Here is a 17,240-nt window from a genome sequence, read left to right as displayed (position 1 = left end):
CGAATGGACAACAACCAATCTTATCTCAAGAGCAGATTTTCCAAGGTAATCAGTCTAATGGCTATAGGTTTGCTGCTTGCCATGGAATTGACCGGTTTTGTCTCAGCAGGAAGGGAAGGAAATGAGGAAGATCTTGCAAGCGAAGCAACTGCAGTTCAGGAAACGATTGCCCAGTGGATTTTTAAAGACAAAGGTGAGAACGGAGTATTTCCGGCTACCGGCGGGGTATATCAAACGGCTTCATCCATTCGTGATGTAGGAACAAATACGGATGCATACACCTATGAGTCAGGTGAGAACAGCGTACGCAACCAGGGCTGGCATGAAGGAACGGGCATTAAATACTGGTTTGCCACGCTTTCGACCAAAGGCTTCGAAGGTATCGTCCTCTCTTCACAGCAAACTTCTTCAAGCACAGGACCTAGGGATTTTAAGGTGCAATACAGTACAAATCAGCAGGAATGGACAGATATTTCGGGCGGCAAAATTGTTCTTGCCCAGAACAATTTTAATTGTTCCAATAATTCCTGCAAATTAACGAACCTCGCATTGCCTGCGGAAACAAAAAATCAAGATGTACTCTATATCCGCTGGGTGGTAAACTCTGCGAAAAGCGTAAGCGGGGGAACGGTGTCCAGCTCAGGCTCAAGCAGAATCAAAGATGTGGTAATTAAAGGAACACGCATCAGCGGCGAACCCGGGAACACTCCCACACTTGAGGTGAGCAAAACTCCCGCTTCAGGGGCGGCAGATGTTTCCGTTAACGCAGAGATCACAGTGAAGTTTAATAAAGCCATTAGTCTCGTTAGTGGTCATCAAGTTGTAATCACGGAAAACAATGCCCCTCTTACTAACATCTCTGCCTCGCTCCTCGGTCAAGACACGGTTAAAGTCAGCCATCCTAATTTTACTGCCGGCAAAACTTACAAGGTGACCATCCCTAAAGAACTTGTTAAGGGGACTGGGGACGGCCGGACACCGGACAACGATATTACCTGGAGCTTTAAGACGAAGTCTCCAGATACCGGCAACAAAACACCAACGCTGCTGAACATGACTTTTAATGGGGACCCAAAGACAAGTATCGCCTTTAACTGGTATACGGCCGAAACCGTAAGAAGTACAGTAGTGCAAGTGGTGGAGGCCTCGAATGCTGGAGGAAGCGAGTTCCCGGAACAACTGGCAACTTCTTATGAGGGTAGTTCAACAGTTATTGAAACCTTAATGACGTCAGGAGACAGAAGTTCCAAGAAGTATAAGAAGTTCGCCAGCCACAAGGTTATTGCAACCGGTCTTATGCCTGGAACCAAGTATATGTATCGCGCCGGTAACGGTGATGCGGACGGCTGGAGCGAGACGGGTTCTTTTACCACAGACAAGGCGGATAATCAGGATTTCCATTTCCTCTATGTAACCGACACCCAAGGCTCAAGTAAATCCAATTTCGATCTGTGGCAGGATACTTTTAAGAGAGCTATTGAGAAAACGGTAGATCCCAAGTTTGTTCTTCTTACAGGGGATCTAACGGATGACGGTGATCTGGAGCAGCTGTGGCAGTGGTTCTTGGGTGTGCCGAAAAAAGAATTTGCCAATGTGCCATTTGCTCCGATAATCGGCAACCATGAGATCGAGGATTATCCGAATAATAATTTTTATAACCATTTTAATCTTCCAAAAGATGTGGGGACTGGTGCTCATGACGGGTCGGTGTATGCTTTCGAATACGGCGATGCCCTGTTTATGCAAATCAATTCCCAGTACGAAGGAGAGGTCAAGCCGTACAAAGCAGATATTCAGTTCACGAAGCAATTGGAATGGATGCGGAATCAGGTGGCAAAGACCGACAAAAAGTGGAAATTCGTCTCTATGCATAAGGGAGCTTATTCTTCAGGGGATAATGCTTCGGCAGAAAGCGAACGGGTAGAATTTTACCGGAAATATCTGATTCCTGTATTTGATGAGCTGGGTGTGGATATGGTGTTTGAGGGACATGACCATATGTATATGAGATCTTTTCAAATGCTGAATAACGTTCCGATTAAGAATGTCATTACCGATGAGCAAGGAAATGTACTGAATCCCAAAGGGACCGTATATCTAATGGGCAACTCGGCTGCTTCGAAATTCTATGCTCTTAATCCAGACGCAGACACGTTTTTTGCAGCAAAAAACGATCAGCCCAACAAGAAAATGTTCTTGGATGTTTCCATTACAAGCGATGTGCTAAAAGTTACATCCTACACAGCAGTTAAAGATAAACCCCTTGCCGTCTATGATGCTTACAGTATTAAACGGACTGACGTCAAACCCGGCACAGTGGAAAATCCAAGCGCAGTCAGACAGTCAGCGAACCGTGCAGTTCTTTCGTGGAAAGCGCCAGCAACTAGCTCTGAGCCGGTGCGAGGTTACCGGATTTACGAGAAGAATGATAAAGTCAGCACGAATTGGAGCGTGTATGTGCCGGCGGTAAGCGGTCAGACGAGTTACAGCTATACATTAAACGGCATAGATTCTTCAAAAGTCTACAATTTCGTTATTAAAGCAGTGGGGATAAGAAGTAATTCACTTCCAGCAGAGGCAGGAATGCAATGAATGGATAGATGTGGGGAATACCGGAGGTAGCTAGTTATTGATTCACACATACCTTTCATTAATGGGATGTTAGGGCAGGGATCAATCCGCTGATTTCGTTGTCTCATTTGTTTCATTAAGTTATTTATATGTCGTTTGTACTGAGTGTGGACGGGGATTGTTTTGAGCAGATGAGATTTAGTCATAGCAGTTCTGAATTCAGGACTGCTTTTTTCTGTTTTATATAAAAAGCATTGACAGCGAAGAAGCTGGAACGTAGTATAAGACTTATATGATAATGATAATTGTTATCAATTGAAACCTCTGCATATAGCAGTGGTTTATTTTGCTTTTCTCTCATTATAGGTTAAACCTATTACATCTATAGATATTATATCTTGGAACAATGAAGGACAGGGTGATATATTTATGTCATTCAAGAGCTTCACTTTTAGAGGAACGTATGAGGCTCTTCCAAGGACCGAACTTATGATGAGGTGAAAATGATGAGTAAAAAAACGATGTTTGAGAAAATTTGGGAAAACCACGTGATTCATCAGGAAGAAGGCAAACCAAGCATTTTGTATATCGATCTGCATCTGGTGCATGAAGTAACATCCCCACAGGCGTTTGAAGGTCTGCGTCTGAGCGGCCGTAAAGTCCGTCGCCCTGAGCTGACGTTCGCAACAATGGATCACAACGTTCCAACGAAGGATCGTTTCAACATTACGGATCCAATCTCCAAACAACAAATCGACACACTTTCACAAAACTGCCGTGAATTCGGCGTAAAACTGTATGACCTGGATACAATCGATCAAGGTGTCGTACACGTTATGGGCCCTGAGCTCGGTTTGACTCATCCAGGTAAAACGATTGTATGTGGCGACAGCCACACGTCCACACACGGTGCATTTGGCGCACTGGCATTCGGGATCGGAACGAGTGAAGTAGAGCATGTTATGGCAACCCAATGTTTGCAGCAAGCCAAAGCCAAAACAATGGAAGTTCGTTTTGTCGGCAAACGTAACCCGGGTGTAACGGCGAAGGATATGATTCTCGCAGTTATCGCCAAATACGGTACAGACTTTGCTACTGGATATGTTATTGAATATACAGGTGAATCGATCCGTGAACTGAGCATGGAAGAGCGTATGACCGTATGCAACATGTCCATCGAGGGTGGAGCAAGAGCGGGCATGATTGCTCCGGATGAAACGACATTTGAATATCTGCGTGGACGTGAATACGTACCTGCCGATGGCAAATTCGATGAAGCGGTTGCTGCCTGGAAAGAGCTTGTAACCGACGAAGGTGCTGAATTCGACCATATGGTTGAAATCGATGTGGAAACATTGATTCCGCAAGTGACTTGGGGTACTAGCCCAGGTATGGGAACCGACATTTCTTCGAAAGTTCCTGTTCCGGCTGAACTGCCAACTGAAAACGAACGTAAAGCAGCTGAAAAAGCGCTTGAATATATGGGCTTGGAACCTGGAACACCGATCTCCGAAATTCCGGTTGATTATGTATTTATCGGTTCATGCACCAATGGTCGGATTGAAGATTTGCGTGCTGCTGCACAGGTAGCCAAAGGTCACACCGTATCCAGTAATGTTACAGCGATCGTTGTTCCAGGCTCGGGACGTGTTAAAATTCAGGCGGAAAAAGAAGGTCTGGATAAAGTCTTTACTGAGGCTGGATTTGAATGGCGTGATGCAGGATGCAGTATGTGTCTGGCAATGAACCCGGATGTATTGAAGCCAGGACAACGTTGTGCTTCGACATCCAACCGTAACTTCGAAGGACGTCAGGGACGCGGAGGACGTACTCACCTCGTATCTCCTGCAATGGCGGCTGCAGCAGCGGTTAAGGGACACTTCGTTGACGTACGTGACTGGAATTTCAAAACGGAAGCAACTATCTAACAACGAACGGATTGAAGGGAGAACGAATGATATGGAAGAATTCAAAACACTGCAAGGCATCGTTGCACCGGTAGACCGGGTCAATGTAGATACAGATGCAATCATTCCAAAACAATTTTTGAAACGGATTGAACGGACCGGATTTGGACAATTTTTGTTCTACGAGTGGCGTTTTGACGAAGAGGGTAACAACAATCCTTCTTTTGAAATGAATAAACCTCGCTACGAAGGGGCATCCATTCTGATCTCACGCGCAAACTTTGGTTGTGGATCTTCTCGTGAGCACGCACCATGGGCGATAATGGACTACGGATTCCGTTGTGTAATTGCACCATCGTATGCAGACATCTTCTATAATAACTGTTTCAAGAACGGGATCTTGCCGATCAAACTGTCGGAAGAGCAGGTTGAAGATCTGTTTCAGCGTACAGCGACACATGAAGGTTATGAGATGAATGTGAATCTGGAAAACAAAACGATTACAGATGCATACGGACTGCATATCGATTTTGATCTGGATGAACACCGTCGTCAGTTCTTGTTGCAGGGACTGGATGATATCGGCCTGACACTCCAGCATGATGATGAAATTACAGCTTATGAAGAGCGCCACTCGGCTAAATTGTTTGGACAAACGGCCTCAGTCTAATCTTTCATCTGTAGTTCGTATATCAAACCTCCAATCGTGCAGGGAACTTCACCGTTCCTTGTTCGAATTGGAGGTTTTTTTGCATTTGGCAATGATGCAATTATGTCTTCGAATTGCAGGGTATTCCGACTAAATATGACAACGTTGTAACCGGATGAAGTGACAATATCTGATAAACTGATTAGTAGATTATGGAAGAGTAGATAGAGTCGAGTGTTGCATCACAGCGAATCAGGTCGAAGGTTCAAAAGACAAACAGAATGGTGGTTAATGTATGAAGAAATGGTCGGCAGCAGTCTTTGTTTTTCTGTTCCTGTGTTTATTTCCTGTCATGGCAAATGCCGATTCGTCTCCCTCGATTGTGTTGGACGGTGTGACCATTAATCAGCAGTCGGGAGCTCCGGCCGAAAATACTGGCAAAACCGTGATGGTGCCCATTCGGATCGTCTCTGAAAACCTCGGTTATCAGGTGAAATGGGAGAAAGTCACCCAGACCGTTCGTATTCTCAAAGGCAACAGCAGTATCCAGATGACGGCAGGCGAAGATGCTGCGACCGTGAATGGAAATCGGGTGAGTCTCGATTCTCCGCCTCTAATTAAACAGGGGACTACACTGGTTCCGTTACGTTTTGTCGGTGAAGGCATGGGTCTTCGTGTGGGATGGGACAATGGGACCAAGACAGTAAGCCTATTTAGCATTCCTCCTGTAGCAGGTACCGAAAATGAAAATGACCCGGTGGAAGCTACTGAACCGGAAGGTCTGTCAGAGCTTCAAAGTATCAGCTTCGGTGGGGATCGTCTGATCTTGGCGACGAACGGGAAAATCACACCGAAGGTTTCCAGTCTCAGCGGACCTGATCGTATCATCGTAGATTTGCCCGGCACCACATTTGCCAAGGAGTTCATCCAGGGACAGGCCTCCAATCCGGATGGCAGCGGAACTATTCTGGTTACGGATTCATCGCTGGTTTCCAAGGTGCGATATGCAATGTTCAGCCAAACGCCTTCAACAGTGCGTGTGGTCCTTGATCTGAGTCAGGTGGCGACTGCCAAATGGTCACTGGGCGAGAACAACGTGTTGCTTGTTGACCTTGCGGCGAGTAATGGAGAACCAACAAGTCAGCCTGCTGTGCCAACCAATGATGGCAAAAAGGTTGTCATTATTGATCCAGGACATGGTGGACGACAGTCGGGGGCCGTCAGTGTGACAGGCGCCTATGAGAAGGACTTTAATTTGGCTGTGGGGCTCAAAGTTCAGGCACTTCTGCAACAACATACGGAGATTCAGACGGTGATTACAAGGCAGGATGATACGGAATTATCCCTGCAGCAACGTGTAGATATTGCACAACTGAATCAGGCGGATATTTTTGTGTCGATCCATGGAAACAAGTTTACAACTCCTGTTCCTAATGGAATTGAAACGTTGTACAGTCGTAAAGATAGCAAGGATTTAGCCGACATTTTGCACAAGCATGTGTTGCAGATTACGGGATTTAAGGATCGAGGAGTCAAAACGGCAAGTCTGCATGTAACCCGTGAAACAACGATGCCCGCAGTTCTGCTTGAACTCGGATTTCTAAGTAATCCAGCTGATGAAGCAATGATGCTGACTGAAGATTATCAGAACAAATGTGCACAGGCCATCGTAGACGGAATTGTAGAATATTTGGGTCTTTAATGTGGGTTGTGCGCAAATATGAAGGTCAGGGTAGTGCGTTGTTTCGAGATGCATAATTGATAATTAAGGAAAAATACAGACAATAAAATGTAGAAAAAGCTTGATTTGACAACGTTTTTTTTCTGTTATGTTGGAATATATTCGCAACTTTTGAGAGTACGAGGCGTCTAATAGGTGTCTGGTAATGCCTCAGTGGTCAGTCGAAGCTGAAGGTTCACAACATGCGGCAAAAAAATATGAGAATGGTAGGGGTGAAGGATGAAGAAGTTCGGTTTTTTGGTACTGTTATTTGTCTTTGGGCTCGTTTTCCCGGGCTATAGTCATGCAGCAGCAGATACGCACATTATCCTAGATGGGAAAGAAATTGTGCAGCCTTCGGATGCCAAAGCGGAAATCATCAATAGCAAAGTGATGGTTCCGATTCGGGTTATTTCGGAGAGCCTGGGATATGGTGTGGACTGGAAACAGGCAACAAGCACCGTGACTATTAGCAAAGACAACACTGCCATGCAGATGATTGTTGGACAGAAGACGGCAACGGTGAACGGCAGTAACGTGAACCTGGATGCACCGCCACTCGTGAAAAATGGAACCACACTTGTGCCTTTAAGGTTCATTGGTGAGCAAATGGGTCTTAAGGTGGGTTGGAACAATACAACGAAGACGGTAACATTAGTTACCCAGAATTCAGGTTCCGGAAACGGGACAACCACTCCTCCGAACTCTGGTAATGATGGTGGAGGATCGGATCAGGATGGTCTTGTACTGGTGAACGGCATCAGCTTCAGTGACAACCGCTTTTTGATTGCAACAAGCGGAAATACGAAGCCGAACGTCTTCACGATGACAGGACCGGATCGAATCGTTATAGACTTGCCAAATACTGCATTCGCTGACTCTTTTAGTGAAGGACAGGCTCTGGACAGCAACCAGAATGGACAGCTTGTAGTGAGTGGATATCCGGATGTGTCGAAGATTCGTTATTCCTTGTACAGCAATAGTCCTTCGACTCTTCGTTTTGTCATTGATCTGAGCAATGCCAAAGGTTATGACGTGCAAAGTGACTCCGGTCTGGTTATGATTGATCTGAACAAAGAAGGCACTACAACACCGCAGCCTCCTGTTGGAAACAACGGCAAAAAAGTTGTTGTTGTAGACGCTGGACATGGTAATCAGGACCCGGGAGCCATCGGTGTAACCGGCAAGAAGGAAAAAGACTTCAATCTAGCAATGGCTCTGAAAGTGGAAGCATTGCTGAAAAAAGAATCTAACATTGACGTTGTGCTGACGCGCAGCGATGATACATTTTTGGCTTTGAGTGAACGAGTAAAGATCGCAGAAAAATTGAAGGCGGATATCTTTATTTCCATTCATGCGAACAGCGGGTCTGCAGCGGCAAACGGTGTGGAGACGTATTACACCCGTTCGAATAGCAAGGCATTGGCTACGGTGATGCACAAGTATCTCTTGCAATCATCTGGCCTGAAGGACCGCGGAGTAAAAACGGCAAGTCTCCACGTAACCCGTGAAACAACGATGCCGGCTGTTTTGCTGGAAGCCGGTTTCCTGAGCAACAAGAGCGATGAAGCCGCATTGTTCACTGAAAGTTTCCAGAACAGTGTAGCCAAAGGGATTGTTGCGGGGATCAAAGAGTATCTGGGAATTAAATAAGGGTTAACCCTTATGATCAGGAGGCGGAGTTAGAATGAACAAAAAATTATGGATTGCAGCGCTGCTGGTAACGGTTATGACAGTTGCTGCTGGATGTGGAAGCAAGCCAACAGCTGCTCCAGCTCCAAATCAGACTCAAGGTGCGGGAACGGAGAATAATGCGTCTGAGGATCAGAATGAGACGGATATTACTGAACCTGTAACCGTGGATCCGGAGGATACAACGACAACGACACCGGGTACCACAGAAGGCAGTACGGAGGGTACAACGACTCCATCGGGTGGAACTACTTCGGAGAAGCCTGGAACTTCCGAAAGCAATGAGAAGAAGACCATTGATGTGTACTACACAGATCTGGAAGAGTTGGAATTGCACAAAGCATCGGCAGATATTTCTTACGCTACAGATGATGCCAAATACAAGGCAGCATTTGCAGCGCTGCAACAAAGCAAGGACGACAAACTCGTTCCGCTTTGGGCGAAAGAAATTGAATTAAAATCTGTTCAGTTCAAAGACGGTGCGCTTACCCTGGATATCCACATGCCGGATACAGCACGTCTTGGTGCAGGTGGCGAAGTGTTTGCCATTGATGCTTTGAAGCAAACATTCTTCCAGTTTGATGAAGTCAAATCACTTGATCTGCTGGTAGATGGCCAGCAATCCGAGAGTTTGATGGGCCATGTGGATCTGGAGCATCCAATGACACGATCCGAATAGGTTGTACAGCATGTTGTTTTACCGTGAATCTGCGGAATATCGGCCGTTTTACATGAGAGAGGGGAATCACAGGTGACTTTTAAATATAACAATCCATCACACTCTAAAAAAGTAGTTTCAGCCGTGCTTGCAGGCATGATGGCCCTTAGCGCCGGCGGAGCTGCCATGGCAGCAGAATCAACAGATACGGGGCAAGGCCAGACTGCAACTGTAAGCAATACAGCTGCACCAACCGGTTTGTTCAGTGATATCAAGGTCGGATACTGGGCCGAGAAACATGTGTACAAACTGGCCTATCAAGGCATTCTTCTCGGTAACAACGGCCTGTTCCGTCCAGGAGACGCGGTAACGCAGCAGGAAGCTGTGACGATGGCGATCCGTTTTATGAACAAGGAGAACCAGTTGAACGACAGCACGGCTACGGCATTACCGACAAATATGGAAGTGGGAAACTATTTCAAGCCATATGTCGCTTTGGCGCTTCAACTGGGACTGATTGATAAAACCGAAGAATCTACAGTGGATGTGTCCAAAACATCCTGGGGGCAGAAACAGGCATCACGTGAATGGATTACGAAATTGCTGATCCGTTCGTTGAACAAAGATGCTGAAGCGAAGGCGCAAAACAATCAATCTACCGGATTTGCTGATAATGATAGCATTTCCGAAAGTGGCAAAGGTTACATCAATCTGGCTGTAAGCCTGGATCTGGCCAAAGGTGTAGAAGGCAACAAATTTAATCCAACTGGCTCTGTAACTCGTGCTCAACTCGCTACATTCTTCAGCCGTGGCGAAACGTTAACGGATACGAAGTATGCGAACACTTCCACAGGTTATGTAACAGGATTAAAAGATGGGCAGATCACGCTTGTTGTGGACGGAAAAGCTGTCAACTTCGCAGTGAACAGCAGTACGCCTTACTTTACAAAAGACAGTGAATCCCGTGCATCGTCTGCGGATGTGAAGCTGTATACAAAAGTTCAGGTTGTAGGTACTACCGGTACGGCTTCCTATGTGGAAGTGGTTGATGCTACACCGCAGGTAGAAAGCGTTGAAGGTACTTTTGCTCGTTCATTATCAGGTAATAAAATTGGCTTGTTTGTAGGCGAGAATTATGAAACGTACGGCTATGATGAGGCAACAGCATTTATCGATCAAAACGGAAATGCAATCAAACTGTCTGATATTACAACAGACAGCACCATTGAAGTACAGCGTGAGACGTTCTCGGCTGACAAAAAGACAGTCGTTATTCGTGTGAAGTCCGGTATTGTCAACAAAAGTGATAGTGGTGTCGTTGCTGAAGTAACGACTTCTGCCAAAACGATTAAGCTTACCAATGCAGCCGGAACTACAGAGCAATACACCTACAACGATAATCTGATCATTCGTTACCAGGACCGAATCCTTTCCCTGGCTGAGCTCAAAGCGGGAAGTGCAGTGAAGTATACGGTGAAAGAGAGCATCCTGCAAACGATCGAATTGTCGCAAGGTGTAGAGCAGTCTTTACGCGGTACACTGGTGGAGATCGGTGGTAACCAATCCACACTGACGTTTAAACGTGAAGGTGGATCGCTGGAAGCGAAGCTGCTGGTAGAAAAGCCGGAAGTAGTCATTAACGGAATCCAGGATGCAACGCTGAATGATCTGATTACAGACGCAACCAATGGAGATCAGGTTGAGCTTACGCTAAACTCTGAAGATCGCGTGACACGCATTCAAGTGGTAGGACGTCAAATGGAGCCGATGAACGGCGTATCTGTTGTATCTTACAACAGTAAAACAAAAGTATTGACGGTTCTGGACAGCAATAAAAAACCGTTTGTGTTCACGCTGGATGACAAAACGAAGCTGGACTACAACACAACGAAGCCTACACTTGCTGGATTGGAGTCTTTGTTAAATGATGGTCGCAAATTGGATCTGACGTATGTGGGAACTCGTGCGTTATCCGTTAAAGTGATCTACAAATACGAAGGCACAATCAGCAGCATTGATACTTCGGGCAGAAAAATCAGTTTGTTGTCTGGAAACCAAACGATTACGGTGCCGTACTCTACGGTTCCAACAATCGAGATCTACAACAAATCTGGGGCAAGCCTGAGTGATCTGAAGATCGGTGATAGTGTCACAGTTACGCTGGGTTCGAATCAGGACAACGTGCAGAAAGTGGCTTTGAACACCGTGGCTCAATTTGAAGTAGTCTCTGTAGAGACCAATGGACGTGTTCGTGTGAAATCGGATTCGCTGACAAGTCAGTTTTATGTCGATCAAGCGGTTTTGACAGGAGAAAGTGGTCAGACTATTACGGCGTCACAATTGACAGCGGGCAACCTGATTAATGTTACATTTGAGGGAACTACGCCTAAAGCGGTTCAAGTCGTTAAACGTACGCTTGCGGAGGTTACATCTGTTGACGCTTCGTCAGTTACACTGAAACTGTTCAATGGTCAAAGTGAGACGGTTCCTGTTAGTGGTTCTGTAAAAGTGGTCAAATCGGGATCTACGTTAACCACTCTTGGCAGTCTTACTGTAGGTGATCGTGTTGAAATGACGAAGGATACGGATAATTCCACCCGTTTCAGAGTGTTGACGGTCATGAGCAAACAGTTCTGGTCTTATGATGGAGTAGGTAACCAAATTTTGGTTAAACGTGAGTCCACATCTGACACGAATTATCGTTTTGCACTGGGTACAGGCGCATTTGTTCACCAGGGTGACAACACTTTAAGCGTGCAATCTCTCAAAGATAATGATAATATTGTATTGTATCTCCTGAACAACGTTGTACTGGAGATCCAAAAACAGTAATCGTTTCTTTTCGAGGATCAAAAGAATGACCGTCTTGATGCGGGATCTTTCCCGTATCAGGACGTTTTTTTTGCAAGATTTTTGGGGTCCCCGCAAAGTACTCGAAAGAAGCTTCGAAGTAAGGCTCCACGGCGTGGAGTCATTTTGTGGGAGGTAGCTCTTCATGAATGCAGCCACTGTTAGGCATATACTCGATACAATGGAAGCGATGTTTCCTGACGCACATTGCGAATTAAATCACAGCAATGCGTTTGAATTGACTGTAGCCGTCCTGTTGTCTGCCCAGTGCACCGACGAAACGGTAAACAAGGTAACCGCAGACTTGTTCAAAAAGTACACCAGCCCTGCCGATTATCTGGCAGTTCCGCTCGAAGAGTTGGAACAGGATATCCGGCGTATCGGTTTGTACCGAAACAAGGCCAAGCATATTCAGAACATGTGCCGAATTTTAATAGAGCAGTATGGCGGTGATGTACCGCAGGAACATGATCAGCTTGTGACGCTCCCTGGTGTCGGGCGGAAAACTGCAAATGTCGTTGTATCTAATGCATTTGGAGTCCCGGCAATTGCGGTGGATACGCATGTTGAACGTGTATCCAAAAGGTTGGCACTGGCAGGTTGGGATGACTCGGTACTTGAAGTCGAGAAAAAACTGATGAAGCGCGTACCCCGGGATGAGTGGACTTTAACTCATCATCGGTTCATATTTTTTGGACGCTACCATTGCAAGGCACAAAACCCTCAATGTCATGTCTGTCCATTGCTGGACATATGCAGAGAAGGTAAAAAGCGTATGAAAACGTCCCAAATCAGGAAAGATAAGGAACGTGTCACAACCCCAAAACGAAAAATAAATTAATGAGCAGAAGAGGATGAGTAATCATGAAATGCATTTCCGTGTACACTGACAATTTTGAGGCCTTCTCCGATATTTTCGAACAAATCGTTGAACAGGAAATGGCTGAAAACGAAGAAAAAGAAGTAGAAGGCATCACTGTAAGCCATTCTGGCGATGTGCCTGAACATTATCTGGAGCGTATGTCCACGAAACCAGAAGTGGTTGTCATGAGAGACAAAGGTCGTGACATTACGATTTTGCAGCATGGACAAGTATTTGAAATTTTGCTGCCTTCGATGGAGAACGCTGTTTCTTAAGAGATTTGGAATAATAAGATATGCTGCTTCTATGTCGCAGGGTTATCCTTTGAAAGGTGATCCAATTGGGCATGGACGCAGCATGCTTTTTATGGAATACAATCGTTTCACAGATAAAACCGACAGGATCGGTTTTATTTTTTTATGTGGAGAATTGCTATGTGAAATTTTCTTTGTCAGCCATCTTGCATTCAAACCGTTCAATTTCAAACTTGATAATGGTAAAATAAATGAATTATAAGATAAAGACATCGGACCAGATGTCAAATTAGAGGAGCCAGGGGGAAGGCCAGTCATGTCCAGAACAGATTACCCAGTAGAGATGGCCAAACCTCTGCTTCCACTGCGAGAAGCGATGGAGCAGACAGGGGACCATACAGCTGTACAGGCTTTAACGGATTTGATCAGTAAGGCGGAAATGAAACAGTTAACGATTGCGTTTTGTGGACACTTCTCGGCAGGCAAATCGAGTCTAATCAATAGTTTATGTGGCAAGCGGGTTTTGCCTTCGAGTCCTGTACCTACAAGTGCGAATGTTGTATCCATCCGTAACGGTGAGCCGAGAGCACTTATTTATACGTCGTCGAACGTAAGCGCTGACAATTCAGCGGGAGTTCTTGAGGTTTCTCCAGAACAATTGGAAGAGTATTGCAAGAATGGTGGGGCATACACCTCCATTGAAGTATGGGATGACATTCCCCTACTGAAAGATGATGCCGTATTACTTGATACGCCAGGCGTGGATTCGACCGATCAGGGGCACAGCCTAGCAACACATTCAGCACTTCATCTTGCCGATGTGGTGTTTTATGTGATGGATTATAACCATGTGCAATCGGAAAGCAATCTTTCTTTTGCCAAAAGTCTATCCGATTGGGGCAAACCGTTGTTTCTCATCGTAAACCAGATTGATAAACATCGGGAACAGGAGCTTTCGTTTGACCAATATGTTGAAGGTGTAGAAGCTATTTTTGCAGCTTGGGAAGTCCGGTATGATGGTCTGCTGTTTACTTCGCTTCGGGACAAGGAGCATCGTTACAGCCAGTGGAAGCAGCTTCCTCAACTGATTGAACATATGATGAATGTAAAGGAAGGGTTAATCAAGCACAGCCTTGCAAGCTCAGCGAGCCATGTGACTGAACAGCACCTGACTAGACGTGCCGAAGAACGCGAAGAGGAAGAGACAGCGCTCTTGGAGGAAGTTGGGGGCAAGGAAGGTATTGAACGTCTGGAACGTGAACTGGGTCTCCTGGATCAAAAGGAAGCAGAACTTCGTTCCAAACCATCACGTGAACGGGAGAAGTTTCGGGCGGAGTTGGAACCCCTTCTGGCAAATGCGAACCTGACCCCTGCCGATATTCGTACCTCTGCCGCGGCCTATTTGGAGAGCCGTAAACCCGGTTTCCGGGTAGGCTTATTGTTCTCTGGTGGTAAGACCGAGCAGGAGAAACTGCGTCGTGCCGCTGAGCTTGTAAGACTTTTGCAAGATCAGGCCTCGGGGCAAGTAGAGGTGCATATCCGTACCATGCTTAGACAGTTGGGTGAAGTTCATCAGCTGTGGGGCGCTGAGTGGGAGCAGGCGCTGAACGCGGAGCTGCCTGCGGTAGATGAAGCACTGCTGGAGATGAAACGGAGCGCCAGTGCAGAGGTATCTCCCGAGTATGTGCTTCAATTCAGCAAAGATATACGGGGCGAGATTGAGGCACGTTACCGCAGGTCGGCCATGATGCTGGCCGACCGCTTGCTTGAAGCGCTGGGCGCGCAGGGCGAAACCGCGCTCCAGGCGTTGGACGCCAGCCGCACAGCGCTGCTGGCGCAATCCGCGTCGGCGGCGCGCTACACGGCGCTACAGCGCGCCGCCGACGCCGAGGCAGCAGGGCTGCGCAGCCTGCTGCCTCCTGCGGGCCCCCTCACCTCCGGGCTGTTGCCGGAGGTGCAGTGCCCGCCCGTGGCCGCGCACGAGCCGGGTGAAGCACCCGGCCCGCACACGGGCACGGCAGAGTCTGTGGCTGCGCAGCCACAGACTCCAGGGACACCGCCGCCGCGCAAAGCGGCGGTGCATGGGCAACCGGCGGCTGGCGCACAGCGCCGCCGGCGCCTGGATGCAGCGGCGGCACGGCTAGAAGCCGCCGCTGCGCTGGTAGAGCCGTACCCCGCCATGGGGTCGGCGGTACGGGATCTGCGTGCACGCGCGGCTTCGCTTGCGGGGGGCACGTTTACGCTGGCGCTGTTCGGAGCGTTCAGCGCCGGCAAGTCCTCCTTCGCCAACGCGTTGCTGGGCGAAGCCGTGTTACCGGTCTCGCCGCATCCAACGACAGCGGCAATTAACCGGATCATGGCTCCGTCCGGTGGCGCGGAGCATGGAACAGCCCGGGTCCGGATGAAGACCCCGGACGCCTTCCAGGAGGATCTCGCGTATTCCTTCCGTTTGCTTGGACTGGGCGAGCCTGGGGCAGACTGGCAAAAACGGGTCAAAGCCCTTTCGCCACAGGATGTGCATCCGGCGGGACGTCCGCATTACAGCTTTCTGCAGGCAGCCGCAGCAGGCTGGGAGGATACCGCAGATCAACTCGGCCAGGATGTGCTGGTGGATCTGAACGGATATCGTAACTTTGTCGCTAATGAGAAGAAGTCTTGCTTTGTCGACAGTATTGACTTGTACTACAGTTGTGATGTGACAGAACAAGGGATTGTCCTTGTAGATACGCCAGGGGCTGACTCCGTGAATGCCCGTCATACGGGCGTCACATTCAATTATATGAAGAATGCGGATGCACTCATTTTCGTAACGTACTACAATCATGCCTTCTCTCAAGGAGACCGACAGTTCCTGAATCAATTGGGACGAGTCAAAGACAGCTCGGCGATGGATCAAATGTTCTTTGTGGTTAATGCGAGTGATTTGTCTTCCTCAGAAGAGGAGTTGGAGCAGGTTCTTGACCATGTGAGCACACAGCTGCGCAGTAATGGCATTCGGGCACCACGTCTCTTTCCTGTATCCAGCATGTTAGCAATGGAAGGCAAGACAGCCAACGATGCGAAGTTACTGGAGCAATCCGGCTTCATTCAGTTCGAGGAAGAATTTAACCGGTTTGCAGGAAGAGAACTTGCGGATCTTGCGGTCGGTGGGGCTTCTGAAGAGATCGCACGGGTTATAAAACGACTGAAGACACGTGCCGAGGATGCGACCCAGGGGGAAGAGGTTCTACAGCGACGTCGGGATGAGCTTGGCTCAATCCAGGAACAGTCACTTCAGAGTGTACATTTGCTCGCGGAACGGTCCATGAAGGCAGAACTGGCTCAGGAAACGGCTGAACTTCTGTTCCATGTGCGGCAGCGCCTGGGTTACCGTTTTGGTCTGTTCATGGCAGAAGCGTTCCATCCTTCAGTCCTTCGCGAGGATCGCGGGAATCTGAAAGCAGCCTTCGCAGCCTGCGGTCGCGAACTGCTGCGCATGATTGCCATCGAACTGGAACAGGAACTGCTCGCAACCACACTCAGACTCGAACAGGCGGGTCAGACTTGGCTGCACAAGCAAGTGACCGAATGTGTAGATGAACTGAAACGATTGTCCGGGGGCATGGATCTGTCGTTGCCACTGAACGAACGCTGGAGCACGCCTGTTCTGGAAGAGGTGCGTTTGGAAGAACCTTCGGGTTGGAAAGCATATCTGAGTTATTTCCGTAATCCGAAACAGTTCTTCGAAGGAGATGGACGACAACGGCTGCAGGAGGCACTTGATCCTGTTATTAAACAAATGGTGATTGATGTTCTGCCTGCTGCGGAGAATAAGCTGGTTCAATTCTATGACAACCAGCTTGAGCAGTCTTTGCAGCATCAATCCCGTCAATTGGAAGAGAGACTTGAGGAGGCCGTTGGTGCCCTTCATGAGACACTGACCAGTGGAATTCCTGCCGAAGAATGGGAGAGTCTGTCTGTACAACTGGGGCAGATTGAACGTGAATAAAAGGTATTCAAATCCATGTCTGTATGGAAACGGTTTTAAAACAAAATGAGTTATACAGCGATATGTTGAAATGTTGTCGTTGTACCAAA

The 17,240-nt window shown here is 47.5% G+C and carries 10 protein-coding genes; all 10 read left to right on the top strand.

The window, feature by feature from the left end; all coding sequences use genetic code 11:
• Positions 1–3: 3 nt before the first annotated feature.
• The 10 genes from ACDJ58_RS18310 to ACDJ58_RS18265 all read left to right on the top strand — a co-directional run bounded on the left by ACDJ58_RS18310 (position 4) and on the right by ACDJ58_RS18265 (position 17,151).
• Positions 4–2,592 carry a metallophosphoesterase gene (locus tag ACDJ58_RS18310; RefSeq protein ID WP_413372288.1) on the top strand — a complete coding sequence of 863 codons (2,589 nt, stop codon included), beginning with the start codon at positions 4–6 and terminating at the stop codon, positions 2,590–2,592.
• 485 nt (positions 2,593–3,077) lie between these two features.
• A complete protein-coding gene (leuC, locus tag ACDJ58_RS18305) occupies positions 3,078–4,499 on the top strand; it encodes a 3-isopropylmalate dehydratase large subunit (RefSeq protein ID WP_413379731.1) in 1,422 nt (473 codons plus the stop codon).
• Between the two features lie 31 nt (positions 4,500–4,530).
• Positions 4,531–5,148, top strand: a complete 618-nt coding sequence (leuD, locus tag ACDJ58_RS18300) for a 3-isopropylmalate dehydratase small subunit (RefSeq protein ID WP_413372287.1) — start codon at positions 4,531–4,533, stop codon at positions 5,146–5,148.
• A gap of 274 nt (positions 5,149–5,422) precedes the next feature.
• Positions 5,423–6,829, top strand: a complete 1,407-nt coding sequence (locus ACDJ58_RS18295; protein ID WP_413372286.1) for an N-acetylmuramoyl-L-alanine amidase — start codon at positions 5,423–5,425, stop codon at positions 6,827–6,829.
• 258 nt (positions 6,830–7,087) lie between these two features.
• Positions 7,088–8,500 (top strand): N-acetylmuramoyl-L-alanine amidase family protein, encoded by a 1,413-nt coding sequence (locus ACDJ58_RS18290; RefSeq protein ID WP_053780743.1) that lies wholly within the window; start codon positions 7,088–7,090, stop codon positions 8,498–8,500.
• A 34-nt stretch (positions 8,501–8,534) separates the two neighbouring features.
• The gene (locus tag ACDJ58_RS18285) at positions 8,535–9,218 is read left to right on the top strand and encodes a GerMN domain-containing protein (protein ID WP_413372285.1); all 684 of its coding nucleotides are present in this window, start codon (positions 8,535–8,537) and stop codon (positions 9,216–9,218) included.
• A gap of 72 nt (positions 9,219–9,290) precedes the next feature.
• Complete coding sequence (locus ACDJ58_RS18280; RefSeq protein ID WP_413372284.1) at positions 9,291–12,029, top strand: S-layer homology domain-containing protein; 2,739 nt, start codon at positions 9,291–9,293, stop codon at positions 12,027–12,029.
• A 163-nt stretch (positions 12,030–12,192) separates the two neighbouring features.
• A complete protein-coding gene (nth, locus tag ACDJ58_RS18275; RefSeq protein WP_413372283.1) occupies positions 12,193–12,888 on the top strand; it encodes an endonuclease III in 696 nt (231 codons plus the stop codon).
• 23 nt (positions 12,889–12,911) lie between these two features.
• On the top strand, positions 12,912–13,184 hold the full coding sequence (locus ACDJ58_RS18270) for a hypothetical protein (protein WP_024630585.1): 273 nt from the start codon (positions 12,912–12,914) through the stop codon (positions 13,182–13,184).
• Between the two features lie 295 nt (positions 13,185–13,479).
• The gene (locus tag ACDJ58_RS18265) at positions 13,480–17,151 is read left to right on the top strand and encodes a dynamin family protein (protein WP_413372282.1); all 3,672 of its coding nucleotides are present in this window, start codon (positions 13,480–13,482) and stop codon (positions 17,149–17,151) included.
• Positions 17,152–17,240 lie beyond the last annotated feature (89 nt).

The organism is Paenibacillus taichungensis, from assembly GCF_047302525.1.
Classification (GTDB): domain Bacteria; phylum Bacillota; class Bacilli; order Paenibacillales; family Paenibacillaceae; genus Paenibacillus; species Paenibacillus taichungensis_B.
This window is presented reverse-complemented; position numbering and strand designations above follow the sequence as displayed.

Excerpts from the sequence above, each read along its gene's own strand:
- leuD (WP_413372287.1), top strand. The coding sequence starts at position 4,531 with ATGGAAGAATTCAAAACACTGCAAGGCATCGTTGCACCGGTAGACCGG.
- nth (WP_413372283.1), top strand. The coding sequence starts at position 12,193 with ATGAATGCAGCCACTGTTAGGCATATACTCGATACAATGGAAGCGATG.
- ACDJ58_RS18285 (WP_413372285.1), top strand. The coding sequence starts at position 8,535 with ATGAACAAAAAATTATGGATTGCAGCGCTGCTGGTAACGGTTATGACA.
- ACDJ58_RS18270 (WP_024630585.1), top strand. The coding sequence starts at position 12,912 with ATGAAATGCATTTCCGTGTACACTGACAATTTTGAGGCCTTCTCCGAT.
- ACDJ58_RS18295 (WP_413372286.1), top strand. The coding sequence starts at position 5,423 with ATGAAGAAATGGTCGGCAGCAGTCTTTGTTTTTCTGTTCCTGTGTTTA.
- ACDJ58_RS18290 (WP_053780743.1), top strand. The coding sequence starts at position 7,088 with ATGAAGAAGTTCGGTTTTTTGGTACTGTTATTTGTCTTTGGGCTCGTT.
- leuC (WP_413379731.1), top strand. The coding sequence starts at position 3,078 with ATGAGTAAAAAAACGATGTTTGAGAAAATTTGGGAAAACCACGTGATT.
- ACDJ58_RS18310 (WP_413372288.1), top strand. The coding sequence starts at position 4 with ATGGACAACAACCAATCTTATCTCAAGAGCAGATTTTCCAAGGTAATC.
- ACDJ58_RS18265 (WP_413372282.1), top strand. The coding sequence starts at position 13,480 with ATGTCCAGAACAGATTACCCAGTAGAGATGGCCAAACCTCTGCTTCCA.